Source organism: Actinomycetota bacterium (genome assembly GCA_030650795.1).
GTDB lineage: Bacteria > Actinomycetota > Actinomycetes > S36-B12 > S36-B12 > UBA11398.
On sequence record JAUSDJ010000040.1, the window covers coordinates 107,176 to 119,540 of the forward strand.

12 protein-coding genes and 2 tRNA genes are annotated in these 12,365 nt (G+C 57.7%); 13 read left to right on the plus strand and 1 reads right to left on the minus strand.

Going from position 1 to position 12,365, the window contains the following annotated elements:
• Nucleotides 1–160 precede the first annotated feature (160 nt).
• From dnaA to Q7L55_12530, 13 genes are all read left to right on the plus strand, one after another.
• On the plus strand, nucleotides 161–1,612 hold the full coding sequence (gene dnaA, locus Q7L55_12470; protein MDO8733365.1) for a chromosomal replication initiator protein DnaA: 1,452 nt from the start codon (nucleotides 161–163) through the stop codon (nucleotides 1,610–1,612).
• Nucleotides 1,613–2,081: 469 nt separating this feature from the next.
• A complete protein-coding gene (gene dnaN / locus Q7L55_12475; protein ID MDO8733366.1) occupies nucleotides 2,082–3,206 on the plus strand; it encodes a DNA polymerase III subunit beta in 1,125 nt (374 codons plus the stop codon).
• 16 nt (nucleotides 3,207–3,222) lie between these two features.
• The gene (recF, locus tag Q7L55_12480; protein MDO8733367.1) at nucleotides 3,223–4,371 is read left to right on the plus strand and encodes a DNA replication/repair protein RecF; all 1,149 of its coding nucleotides are present in this window, start codon (nucleotides 3,223–3,225) and stop codon (nucleotides 4,369–4,371) included.
• Entirely contained in the window at nucleotides 4,361–4,825 is a 465-nt protein-coding gene (locus Q7L55_12485; protein MDO8733368.1) for a DciA family protein, read from the plus strand. The genes recF and Q7L55_12485 overlap by 11 nt, the downstream gene beginning before the upstream one ends.
• Before the next feature lie 189 nt (nucleotides 4,826–5,014).
• A complete protein-coding gene (gene gyrB / locus Q7L55_12490) occupies nucleotides 5,015–7,027 on the plus strand; it encodes a DNA topoisomerase (ATP-hydrolyzing) subunit B (protein ID MDO8733369.1) in 2,013 nt (670 codons plus the stop codon).
• A gap of 15 nt (nucleotides 7,028–7,042) precedes the next feature.
• Nucleotides 7,043–9,586: a DNA gyrase subunit A gene (gyrA, locus tag Q7L55_12495; GenBank protein ID MDO8733370.1), complete on the plus strand. Its 2,544-nt coding sequence runs from the start codon at nucleotides 7,043–7,045 to the stop codon at nucleotides 9,584–9,586.
• An 83-nt stretch (nucleotides 9,587–9,669) separates the two neighbouring features.
• A tRNA-Ile gene (locus Q7L55_12500) sits at nucleotides 9,670–9,744 on the plus strand.
• Between the two features lies 1 nt (nucleotide 9,745).
• Nucleotides 9,746–9,871 (plus strand): DLW-39 family protein, encoded by a 126-nt coding sequence (locus tag Q7L55_12505; protein MDO8733371.1) that lies wholly within the window; start codon nucleotides 9,746–9,748, stop codon nucleotides 9,869–9,871.
• A gap of 10 nt (nucleotides 9,872–9,881) precedes the next feature.
• A tRNA-Ala gene (locus Q7L55_12510) sits at nucleotides 9,882–9,954 on the plus strand.
• A 61-nt stretch (nucleotides 9,955–10,015) separates the two neighbouring features.
• A complete protein-coding gene (locus tag Q7L55_12515; GenBank protein ID MDO8733372.1) occupies nucleotides 10,016–10,534 on the plus strand; it encodes a peptidylprolyl isomerase in 519 nt (172 codons plus the stop codon).
• Between the two features lie 155 nt (nucleotides 10,535–10,689).
• Complete coding sequence (locus Q7L55_12520; protein ID MDO8733373.1) at nucleotides 10,690–11,406, plus strand: rhomboid family intramembrane serine protease; 717 nt, start codon at nucleotides 10,690–10,692, stop codon at nucleotides 11,404–11,406.
• Between the two features lie 125 nt (nucleotides 11,407–11,531).
• On the plus strand, nucleotides 11,532–11,783 hold the full coding sequence (locus Q7L55_12525) for a type II toxin-antitoxin system prevent-host-death family antitoxin (protein MDO8733374.1): 252 nt from the start codon (nucleotides 11,532–11,534) through the stop codon (nucleotides 11,781–11,783).
• On the plus strand, nucleotides 11,780–12,055 hold the full coding sequence (locus Q7L55_12530) for a Txe/YoeB family addiction module toxin (protein ID MDO8733375.1): 276 nt from the start codon (nucleotides 11,780–11,782) through the stop codon (nucleotides 12,053–12,055). The genes Q7L55_12525 and Q7L55_12530 overlap by 4 nt, the downstream gene beginning before the upstream one ends.
• 30 nt (nucleotides 12,056–12,085) lie before the next feature.
• Here Q7L55_12530 and Q7L55_12535 read toward each other — a convergent pair whose 3' ends face one another.
• The gene (locus Q7L55_12535) at nucleotides 12,086–12,352 is read right to left on the minus strand and encodes a cell division protein CrgA (protein MDO8733376.1); all 267 of its coding nucleotides are present in this window, start codon (nucleotides 12,350–12,352) and stop codon (nucleotides 12,086–12,088) included.
• Nucleotides 12,353–12,365: the final 13 nt, after the last annotated feature.

Sequence of the window (12,365 nt, forward strand, 5' to 3'; positions counted from 1 at the left end):
TCAAATGGGTGGTCTGCCCGCTTGTGGACTGACCGAAAACTTGGCGAATTCTGAGAATCCTCACTATCGTCCACAGGTCTGAGAACGGTACAGGTCCACACCTGTGGAAATACTTGTGGACAACTGTCACACTCTCGTAACGACAACCCTAGGGGGAGCAATGGAAGAGAGCCGTGATCTGGCCGATGTTTGGCCCGAGGTTCTCGCGACTCTCTCCGAGGGTATCCTCACTCCGCAGCAGCGGGCCTTTGTTGCACTGACACGTCCCCTTGGTCTTGTTGAGGACACAGCGCTGGTGGCTGCACCCAATGAGTTCACCAAGGATGTCCTGGAAACGCGGCTGCGCCCCATGGTCGTGGAGGCATTGACCGCCACGATGGGTCGTGAAGTTCGCTTGGCTGTCACGGTGGACCCGACCATTGATCCAGGTCTGGAAGACGTCACCGACGATGTCGCTGATGCCACCTATGCCAGCGAATTGCCAACTCCCGTTGCCGAACAAGCCACCCAGTCCTTTGTCGAAACCCGCAACGACGATCGCCCGGGCACCGGTTCTCCCACCACCAGGTTGGAGGAGGGGCGGCTCAATGCCAAGTACACCTTCGACACCTTCGTCATCGGTTCCAGCAACCGCTTCGCCCATGCCGCAGCTGTTGCGGTCGCCGAACAGCCAGCCCGGGCCTACAACCCGCTCTTTATCTATGGCGGCTCAGGTCTGGGCAAGACCCACCTCTTGCATGCCATTGGTCACTACACCCGAACTCTCTATAAGGGCACCCGTGTTCGCTACGTGAGCTCAGAGGAATTTACGAACGAATTCATCAACAGCATCCGCGATGACAAGGCTGCTGCGTTCCAGCGCAGGTACCGCGATGTTGATGTGCTGCTCGTTGACGATATTCAGTTCCTCAGCGGAAAAGTCCAGACGCAGGAAGAGTTTTTTCATACCTTCAACACATTGCACAACGCAAATAAGCAGATCGTGATCACTTCCGATCTGCCACCAAAACTGCTGCAGGATTTCGAAGACCGGATGCGCTCGCGATTCGAGTGGGGTCTGATTACCGACGTCCAGCCACCCGACCTTGAGACCCGTATCGCCATCTTGCGTAAGAAGAGCGTGCAGGAACGTCTGGTTGCTCCCCCTGAGGTCCTGGAGTACATCGCATCCAAGGTCTCAAGCAATATTCGTGAACTTGAAGGCGCCCTCATTCGGGTGACCGCCTTCGCCTCACTCAACCGACAGCCCGTCGACATGTCCATTACTGAAGTCGTGCTCAAGGATCTGTTCCCGTCAGAGGCCGGCCCAGAGATCACCGCCGCCCAGATCATGGCCGCCACCGCCTCCTACTTCGGGATGACCGTGGACGATCTGTGTGGGGCCAGTCGCTCTCGAGTCCTGGTCACCGCTCGCCAGATCGCCATGTACCTGTGCCGCGAGCTCACCGATCTCTCCCTGCCCAAGATCGGCCAGGCCTTCGGCGGCCGCGATCACACCACCGTGATGCACGCCGACCGAAAGATTCGACAGTTGATGGCCGAGCGCCGCAGCCTGTTCAACCAGGTCAGCGATCTGACCAGTCGAATCAAGTCCCAGCCGCGACCGATGTAATGCCTCTCCAGTCACATCAGTCACAACTGTCCCCAACTTTCCCACAGGTGTGGATAGGGCCTGTGGGTAAACCTGTGCATAACCTGCCCTTAAGTGAAGAATCTTCGCCGATACTTGCCTCCAAGATGGCGAAAAGGGACCTCTATTGCCGCCAGTGGACAAGCTGTGGAAAACTTTTTCCAAGTGGTGAACGATCGGGATCAATCTGGGGAGAAGTCAGCGACGGCATGTGGACGTTTGGGGAGATGACCGCACTTATCCACACTTCATCTGTCCCCATCCCAAGGTCATCCCCATACCCGGTGGATGACCCCACGCCTACTCACCTCGGGAAACAGATGTCATCCCCAGTTTCCACAGGACCTACGACTACTACGACTTCTCTGACTATCGATGGAAACAAGAGCCATAAGGTGATGCAACAATCCTCGCCACACCTGCCAGTGCTGAGGTTAAAAGGGGATGTAACGTGAAGATCCGCGTCGAACGCGACACGCTCGCAGATGCTGTGGCTTGGGCTGCTCGCACTTTGCCTTCTCGACCCTCACTTCCAGTACTAGCCGGACTCGTGCTGAGCGCTGATGCTGAAGGTCTGACCCTGAGCAGTTTTGATTACGAAGTGTCTGCGCGAGTGCTAGTGAGCGCCGATGTTGAGGAGCCTGGCACCACATTGGTATCTGGCCGATTGCTCGCCGATATTGCGCGGTCACTTCCCGGAGCTCCAGTAAATCTTGCAAGTGAAGGAACCCGCATCGTCATCACGTGCGGACGTTCATCATTCACTTTGCCGACCTTGCCAGTTGAGGATTACCCCCAACTGCCAGCAATGCCGAAGTCATCAGGCGAGATCAACGCAGCGCTGTTCGCAGAAGCGGTCGCACAAGTTGCCATTGCAGCGGGGCGCGACGACACCCTGCCAACGTTGACCGGCATTCGCATGGAGATTGAGGGTCAGTCCTTAGTGCTTGCGGCCACTGATCGATATCGGCTGGCCGTTCGTAATTTCACGTGGAGTCCGCAGAACTCGAGTATCTCGGCAACGGCACTCATCCCGGCGCGCACACTTGCTGATACAGCCAAGGCATTGGCGAGTGCTGATCTCGTGACTCTCGCACTTGCCGAAACTGGCGAGGGGCTCATCGGCTTCGAAGGCAATGGTCGTCGCACCACCACTCGTTTGCTCGATGGTGAATTTCCGAAGTATCGAACCCTGCTGCCAACCGAATCCTCAGCTGTGGCAACAGTTGAAACCGCGGTGCTCGCAGATGCAGTGAAGCGCGTTGCGTTGGTGGCTGAGCGCAACACTCCTGTGCGACTTTCATTCGAGGGATCCGAAGTCATTCTTCGTGCCGGCGCAGGCGAGGATGCACAAGCCAGTGAGGCCGTTGAATCTTCTCTGGATGGTGACGACATTGAGATCGCCTTCAATCCCACGTATCTGCTTGACGGATTAGCCGCTCTTGATGCGCCGTTCGTGCGCATGTCCTTCACGCAACCCACTCGACCGGCGGTACTCACCGGTGCGGCTGAGGTGAGTTCGGACATGCGTGATGACTACCGCTACTTGCTTATGCCTGTTCGCCTCACCGGCTGAGTAAGCAGCAAGTTGTATGTGGGTATCGCATCTGTCGTTGACAGACTTTCGCTCCTACCCAGAGGTAAGCATTGATTTACTTCCAGGGGTCACGACTTTTGTCGGGAGCAACGGCCAAGGCAAGACGAATCTCGTTGAGGCCATTGGCTACATCGCAACTCTAGGAAGTCATCGAGTTGCAAGTGACGCGCCCTTGGTTCGCATTGAGACCACTCAAGGAATCATTCGCTGCTCGGTGTCCGCCAATGACCGAGAAGCACTCGTCGAGATTGCCATCATTCCCGGCAAGGCGAACAAGGCTCGTGTAAACCGTGCCGCTGTGACTCGAGTACGCGACGTACTGGGGATTCTGCGTGTGGTGGTTTTCGCTCCAGAGGATCTGGCTTTGGTCAAGGGTGATCCATCTGATCGTCGAAGTTTTCTCGACGAACTACTGGTGCAACGAACGCCACGCCTTGCCGGAACCATCAGTGATCTGGATCGAATCCTCAAGCAACGAAATGCACTTCTTAAGTCAGCGTCGATTGCTCGCCGCACTGCCCGCGATGAGATGTTGAGAACCCTGCACGTGTGGGACGAACAACTTGCCAATGTCGGCGCAGAACTCATCGTTGCCCGCTTGGACTTGCTCGACGCTCTGACTCCGCCAGCGGTGCGTGACTACGAGTTCATTGCGCAGGATGCGACGGCAACTCTGGAGATGCTGTACGTATCGAGCCTTGAACAAAGTTTAGGTGACCTGCTTCCCATGGCTTCACGCGATCGCGAAGCCTGGATAGCAGCGATGCTCGCGGCGATCGACGTGCGACGCGATGACGAACTCAACAGGGGGGTGACTCTGGTTGGCCCGCATCGGGATGATCTTGCTATTCGGATGGGGCCACTTCCGGCGAAGGGTTATGCCTCGCACGGTGAGTCGTGGTCGATCGCACTCGCATTGCGCTTGGCCTCCTTCGATGTGTTGAGGGCCGACGGGGAAGACCCTGTACTGATCTTGGATGACGTGTTCGCAGAGCTCGATGTCGCACGCAGGCAGCGACTGGCGGAGCGCTTGGTCAACGCCAACCAAGTGCTCATCACCGCCGCCGTGGAGGCCGACATTCCACTTGAGCTTTCCGGATCGCGATTTCGGGTGGATGCTGGGAAAGTGAGCCATGACCTCTGATCACGGAGACGCGGCCGCCAAGGCGTTGAATCGGGCTGTTGGCGGGGGTAAGCGACGCTCAAAATCCCGTGGCAAGCCAGCTAGGACCAGTTCTGACAGTCGTGATCCACTGGCCTTGGCCGATGCCATGGGCGAACTGATCAGCAATCGGGGTTGGAACCAGGACCGAGCCGGCGCGCAGGTGACCGCCCTTTGGCCAGAAATCGTCGGGGCCGATCTGGCCAGTCATGTGCAGCCCGAATCATTCGTCGATGGCGTGCTCACCTTGCGGGCTGAGTCCACAACCTGGGCCACCCAAGTTCGCTATCTGCTGCCAACCCTGCGCACCACCATTGACGCCGCGGTTGGATCAGGCGTAGTAACCGATATTCGGATACAGGGCCCACAGGGTCCCTCCTGGAAGGCCGGTCCTCGACATGTCAAAGGACGCGGGCCCCGCGATACCTACGGCTAGCCCCCAGGGCCCAGGCAGCCACTTAGGGAGCAATTTGGAGGTTGCTTGATACACCTGCCTTCACCTAGGGGGGTCAATGCTTCCTAGATAGTGCCACGGGCCAATATCTGGCAGTCATGTCACAGATTCGGGGTAGACTTCAACCAACACTCCAGCACGCTCCACAGCATTCCAGGAGGCCCGTTCATCGTGTCGTATGACGCTAGCGCCATCACCGTTCTCGAAGGTCTGGACGCCGTTCGCAAGCGCCCCGGCATGTACATCGGCTCCACTGGCGAGCGAGGCCTGCACCACCTCGTCTACGAGGTAGTCGACAACTCCGTCGATGAAGCGATGGCAGGTTACGCCACCACTATCTCCGTCACCCTCCTTGCTGATGGCGGAGTGCGCGTGGTCGACGATGGTCGCGGCATCCCAGTCGATATCGTCGAGAGCGAAGGACGGCCAGCGGTGGAGGTTGTCCTGACTGTGCTGCACGCTGGCGGCAAGTTCGGCGGTGGCGGCTACACCGTGTCCGGTGGACTTCACGGAGTCGGCATCTCGGTCGTCAACGCACTATCCCGAACCCTGGATGTCGAGGTCCGCCTCAACAATCGCGTCTACCGCCAGTCATATCTCCATGGAGTCCCGCAAGCTGATCTCGCGATCGGTGAGGCAACAGATCTCACTGGCACCACAGTGACCTTCTGGGCCGACGCTGAGATCTTCGAGACCACCTCCTACGACTTCACGACTTTGTCGCGCCGCTTCCAGGAGATGGCCTTTCTGAACAAGGGCATGACCATTGAGCTCACTGACGAACGTGCGGCCGTGGATCGCCCAGTGCTCGCTGGCGAAGAGGCCGAGGCCAGTGCCGCACTTGCAACAGTTGAAGGTGACGACGAGGAACAGCGCGTCCGCAGTGTTCGCTACCGCTATGACGGTGGCATCGCCGACTTCGTGCAGCACATCAATGCCAGCAAGGGCGTGGCGCACCAACACATCATCTACGTGGAGACTGATACCGATACTGACGAGCGGCGCATGAGTGCCGAGATCGCCCTGCAATGGAACAACACCTACGCAGAATCGGTCTACACCTTCGCCAACACGATCAACACCACTGAAGGTGGCACGCACGAGGAGGGCTTCCGCTCGGCGATGACCACCCTTGTCAACAAGTTTGCGCGCGAATGGAACATTCTCAAAGAGAAGGACATCAACCTCTCTGGCGAGGATGTCCGTGAAGGTCTCACTGCGATCATCAGCGTCAAACTTGCCGAGCCACAGTTCGAGGGTCAGACCAAGACCAAGCTGGGCAACACTGAGATGAAAGCCTTCGTGCAAAAGGCCGTCAACGATCAACTCGGTGCCTGGTTCGAACAGCATCCAGGCGAAGGCAAGGAGATCGCTCGCAAGGCGGTAAATGCAGCAACTGCGCGTATTGCTGCTCGCAAGGCTCGTGATCTTGCTCGTAACCGCAAGGGCTTGCTCGGCGGGGCCGGCATGCCGGGCAAGTTGATCGACTGCTCCAGTCGCGAACCCGAAGAGTGTGAGATCTTCATCGTTGAGGGTGATTCGGCGGGCGGATCTGCCAGACAAGGCCGAGATCCCCGCATTCAGGCGATCTTGCCGATTCGCGGAAAGATCCTGAATGTCGAAAAGGCACGCATCGACAAGGTGCTGGGCAACACTGAGGTTCAGGCCCTTGTCTCAGCCTTTGGCACTGGTATCCAAGATGAGTTCGACATCAATCGTCTGCGGTACCACAAGGTCGTGCTCATGGCTGATGCTGACGTCGACGGCCAGCACATCACCACCTTGCTGCTGACTCTTCTCTTTCGTTTCATGCGACCACTGGTCGATCTGGGTCACGTCTTCTTGTCGCAACCACCGCTTTACAAGATCAAGTGGTCGCGCGACGATGCCGCCTTTGCGTATTCCGATCGCGAACGCGACGGGATCATCGAAGCGGGCATCGCGGCTGGCAAGCGTCTACCCAAGGACGAAGCGATTCAGCGATACAAGGGCCTTGGCGAGATGAATGCCGATGAACTTTGGGACACCACGATGGACCCGGCAAACAGAGTGCTGCAGCAGATCACTCTTGATGATGCAGCTCAGGCTGACGAAATGTTCAGCGTGCTCATGGGCGAGGACGTCGAGTCCCGCCGCAATTTCATTCAGCAGAACGCACGCGACGTGCGTTTCCTCGACATCTAGTTTCAGGAGTTCCTCGTGTCTGAAGACACTGAAGTAATTAGCTCGCATGGTCGGATCGAACCTGTTGATCTTCAAACAGAGATGCAACGCTCCTACCTCGAGTATTCGATGTCGGTCATCGTCTCGCGGGCACTGCCCGATGTGCGCGATGGATTGAAGCCGGTGCACCGTCGCGTGCTCTACGCGATGTACGACGGTGGATACCGCCCCGATCGCAACTTCTCCAAGAGCGCTCGCGTGGTCGGCGACGTCATGGGCAGCTACCACCCGCACGGCGACAGCGCGATCTACGACGCACTTGTGCGCCTGGCCCAGCCGTGGTCGCTTCGCTACCCGCTCGTGCAGGGGCAGGGCAATTTCGGTTCACCAGGCAACGATCCGCCAGCCGCCCAGCGCTACACCGAATGCCGCATGGCACCCCTGGCCATGGAGATGGTCCGCGATATCGACGAAGAAACTGTCGACTTCGGACCGAACTACGACGGCCGTACCCAAGAGCCACTCGTGCTGCCCAGCCGATTCCCCAATCTGCTGGTCAACGGCAGCTCGGGCATCGCTGTTGGCATGGCCACGAATATCCCGCCGCACAACTTGCGCGAGATCGCGGCAGCAGCGCAATGGGTGCTAGCCAACCCTGAAGCCACAACCGAGGAGCGCATGTCTGCGCTCATCGGGATTGTCAAGGGCCCTGATTTCCCAACCGGCGCGCTAATCGTTGGCCGCAAGGGCATTGAAGACGCGTATCGCACTGGCCGCGGTTCCATCACGATGCGTGCCGTCGTCACGGTCGATGAAGATGCGCGCGGTCGGCAAGTTCTCATCGTCACCCAACTGCCATACCAAGTGAATCCCGACAATCTGTTGCTCCGCGTGGCAGAGCTTGTGGGAGACGGAAAACTCACCGGAATTTCCGATGTGCGTGACGATTCAAGTTCGCGCACCGGTATGCGTCTGGTCTTCGAGCTCAAGCGCGATGCCGTGGCCCAGGTGGTCCTGAATCAACTCTTCAAGCACACGCAACTTCAGGATAACTTCGGCGCAAACATGCTGGCGTTGGTCGATGGCGTCCCACGCACTCTCACACTTGAGGCCTTCATCCGATTCTGGGTCACCCACCAGGTTGAGGTCATCCAACGCCGTACCCGCTATCGCCTGCGCAAAGCAGAAGAGCGTGCGCACATTCTTCGCGGCTACCTGAAGGCGCTCGACGCGCTCGACGAAGTCATCGCATTGATTCGTGCATCGGCGACTGTGGACGATGCGCGTACCGGACTGATGGAACTTCTCGAGATCGACGAGGTTCAGTCAACAGCAATTCTTGATATGCAATTGCGTCGTCTTGCAGCACTTGAGCATCAGAAGATCGTTGACGAATACGAAGAGCTCATGACGCGCATCGCTGACTACAACGACATTCTCAGCAATGAACCTCGTCAGCGTTCGATCATCTCGGAAGAGCTTGCAGAGATCACCGAGAAGTTTGGTGACGACCGCCGCACTGACTTTGTGGCTTGGGATGGCGACGTCACTGATGAAGATCTCATAGCCGTTGAAGATGTTGTGCTCACGATCACTTCAGGCGGATACGCCAAGCGCACCAAGGCCGAGCTCTATCGTGAGCAGCGTCGCGGCGGCAAGGGAGTCAAGGGCGCAGCCCTGCGACAAGACGACGTGGTCGAGCACATGTTCGTCACGACAACGCATCACTGGCTCTTGTTCTTCACGAATAAGGGTCGGGTCTATCGCGCGAAGGCATACCAACTGCCCGAAGCCGGCCGCGATGCGCGTGGGCAGCATGTGGCCAACCTGTTGGCCTTCCAGCCCGATGAAACGATCGCGCAAGTTCTTGCAATCGCCGACTACGAGGCTGGCGAGCACTTGGTACTTGCCACCCTGAAGGGGATGGTGAAGAAGACCAAGCTCGCCGACTACGACACCAATCGCACCGGCGGCATCATCGCGATCAATCTTGCCGACGACGATGAGTTGATCTCTGCTCAGCTCGTCTCCGAGAACGATCACCTGATGCTCTTCTCACGTAAAGGCATGTCGGCCCGCTTCGACGCCAAGGACGAAACTCTTCGACCGATGGGTCGAGCGACCAGTGGTGTCATCGGGATGCGTTTCCGCGGAGAGGATTCCCTCCTTGCTATGGACGTAGCCCGCGAGGGCGCCTTCGTTGTGACCGTCACCGATGGTGGCTATGCAAAGCGCACCGCGATTGATGAGTGGGCTCCCAAGGGACGCGGCATTCTCGGCGTGCGTGCCATGCGTCTGGTCGAGGAACGTGGCTCGCTGGTCGGTGCCTTGGTTTGCGACGAGGCCGACCAGATCTTTGCCATCGCTTCCAACGGCGTTGTCATTCGCACGAGCGTGGATCAAGTAAGGCCCTCTGGTCGCGACACCATGGGCGTGCGCCTGATGAACCTCGCTGAAGGTGATGCCATCGTTGCGGTAGCGCGAGGCCAAGAGACCGATGAGGAAGCGATCGAAGTCGAGCTTGGTGCACAAGATCAGGCTCCGGAGCCATCGGCGGACCCTGCTGAACCAAGCGCTTAACGCCCGGGCGCAATGCCCGTGCTAGATCGGGTACTGTTTCACCCCGCGCCCACGAGCAATGCGTATTGCTCAGGGTTCGGAACGGGCCTATAGCTCAGCTTGGTTAGAGCGCTTCCCTGATAAGGAAGAGGTCGATGGTTCAAGTCCATCTAGGCCCACGTGAAAAAATTATTAGTGCTCGGAATCATCGTCGGCGTCGGCTACTTCGCCTACAAGCAGTACTTGGCGAACCAGGACGAGACCGATCTTTGGTCAGAGCCAACACAGGAACCTGATCTACGATAAGTAGTCTTCAGGGGGTTTAGCTCAGTTGGTAGAGCGCTGCCTTTGCAAGGCAGAAGTCAGGAGTTCGAGTCTCCTAACCTCCACTTCGCTTGCCCGTATCTACGGCATCTGCCCACCCGCAATGACTTATGACAGGATTACTCAATGACTTCAACGGCCACACTGCACACCAACAAGGGTGACATTCGCATCAACCTCTTCGACGACCATGCACCAAAGACCGTGAACAACTTCACCGGCTTGGCAGACGGGTCAGTTGAGTGGACCAATCCCAAGACTGGTGAGAAGTCCTCTGCTCCGCTCTACGACGGTGTCATTTTCCACCGCGTCATTCCTGGCTTCATGATCCAAGGCGGCGACCCACTTGGTACCGGCACAGGTGGCCCGGGCTTCAAGTTTGCCGATGAGTTTCACCCCGAACTCAGTTTCGATCGCCCGTATCTCCTGGCGATGGCCAACTCCGGACCCAACACCAACGGCTCGCAGTTCTTCATCACCGTCGGAGCAACGACATGGTTGAACTTCAAGCACACCATTTTCGGTGAAGTTGCTGACCAAGAGTCTCGTGACGTCGTTGATTCCATCACTTCTTCACCGATTGGCCCCCAGGATCGACCTCTCGAGCAGATCGTCATCAACTCGGTCACCATCACCCGCGGATAGGTTCTTCCTTGACTGAGCCAGCAGGAACCCCTGCAGGACCAGTGTGTTATCGCCATCCGGATCGGGTGACGTATATCCATTGCGGCCACTGCGATCGGCCGATCTGCACCGAATGCATGAACCCGGCACCAGTGGGCTTTCAGTGCCCTTCATGCGTGGCAAGCGCTGAGACCATTTCGGTGCGCACGCCGCTTGGTGGACGAGCCATCTCCAAGCCATATCTGACGTATGCGCTGATCGGGATCAATGTTGCGATCTTCTTGTTGCAGCTGTCGGTTGGGGTAGACCAATCAGCCTCGAACTGGGGCATGTGGCCCATTGGCATCGCGGCCAATGGCGACTATTGGTCGCTGCTCACGAGCGCCTTTCTACACGGATCGTTTCTGCACATCGCCTTCAACATGTACGTGTTGTTTGTGATGGGACCAACCCTTGAACGAGTACTCGGCCACGCCCGCTTCTTCGTGCTCTACATGCTTGCTGCACTTGGTGGAGCGGTGGCCTCGTACGCCTTCTCCGACATCCACACGGTCTCGGTGGGAGCAAGTGGCGCGATCTTCGGACTCATGGGGGCGTTCGTTGTCGCCGGCCGTCGTCTTCGCTACGACATCACCCAAGTGCTGGTTCTGCTTGCGATCAACCTGGCCTTCGGTTTCATTCAGCCCAATGTCGATTGGCGGGCCCATTTGGGTGGTCTCGTCGTTGGCGCTTTAGTGGCGGCCATCTTCGTCTTCGCCCCGCGCAAGAATCAGATCGCGTGGCAGGCGGTCGGCTGCTTTGGTGTCCTGACCATCTTGATCGTGACCACATTGGTGCGTACCGCGCAGATCCAGGATCTGCTCATTCCTGTTCTCCCGAGCCTGCAGACCTAGGTTATGCACAGGCTTTTCCACAGCTGTGGAGAATTACAGGCGTGTAAGTCCAGACGGTAATTCATAGTGTGGTTATGAAGGCTCGGTCATCTTGTACAGTTACCTGTACAGGTGAGGGAGTTGCCATGAAAACCATGACGTACACACAGACGCGTGCGAATTTGGCTCAGACCTTGGATTCGGTCACCAATGATCGTGAAGAAGTCATCGTGACCCGGGCTGGCCATGACCCTGTGGTGATCGTCTCGCTTGAAGATTACGAATCCCTCAAGGAGACGGCCTATCTGCTGCAAAACCCCGCGAACGCTGCGCGACTCATCGCCGCGATTGAGCGTCTGGAGTCCGGTCTTGGCCAGGATCGACAACTCCTGGAATGAGATTCGTTTGGGATGAGCAAGCCTGGACTGACTATCTCTACTGGCAGGGTCAGGATCGTCGAGTACTGAAGCGGATCAATGAGCTATTGCGCGATATCGCTCAAGGGGCGCTCATCGATGAACCGAATGTCGGCATAGGCAAGCCGGAAGCACTGAAGCATGGATTGCACGGCTACTGGTCGCGACGCATCACTGATGAGCATCGTTTGGTCTACAAAGTCGTTGATCAAGAAGTACGTGTTGCAGCCTGTCGCTTCCACTACACCTTGTAGCCACGCGGACATCCGGAACTGAGGTCGGTGCTACTGCCATCTCGTGGATAGGAAGAATCCGGCGATGATGAATCCAAAGCCAATGCCGATATTCACCAGATTGTTGAGATCACGCATGATCGGAATCTGTGCACCAGCGATGTAGAAGACCACGATGTAGATCAGGCCGATGAGGAAGCAGGCCACCATGAGTGGCGCCAGCCAGCGGGGGGATCCGAGTCTGGCAATCTTGCGCTCGCCCATGCTTGGAGGCGGTGTGTACCCGTTGTCCTTCTTGCGACGCTTGGACTCTGGCACTGTGGTCACCCTC

Bases quoted from the DNA above. Each gene is read 5' to 3' on its own strand.
- Q7L55_12525 (MDO8733374.1), top strand. From the start codon at position 11,532: ATGAAAACCATGACGTACACACAGACGCGTGCGAATTTGGCTCAGACC.
- Q7L55_12485 (MDO8733368.1), top strand. From the start codon at position 4,361: ATGACCTCTGATCACGGAGACGCGGCCGCCAAGGCGTTGAATCGGGCT.
- Q7L55_12515 (MDO8733372.1), top strand. From the start codon at position 10,016: ATGACTTCAACGGCCACACTGCACACCAACAAGGGTGACATTCGCATC.
- dnaA (MDO8733365.1), top strand. From the start codon at position 161: ATGGAAGAGAGCCGTGATCTGGCCGATGTTTGGCCCGAGGTTCTCGCG.
- recF (MDO8733367.1), top strand. From the start codon at position 3,223: ATGTGGGTATCGCATCTGTCGTTGACAGACTTTCGCTCCTACCCAGAG.
- Q7L55_12530 (MDO8733375.1), top strand. From the start codon at position 11,780: ATGAGATTCGTTTGGGATGAGCAAGCCTGGACTGACTATCTCTACTGG.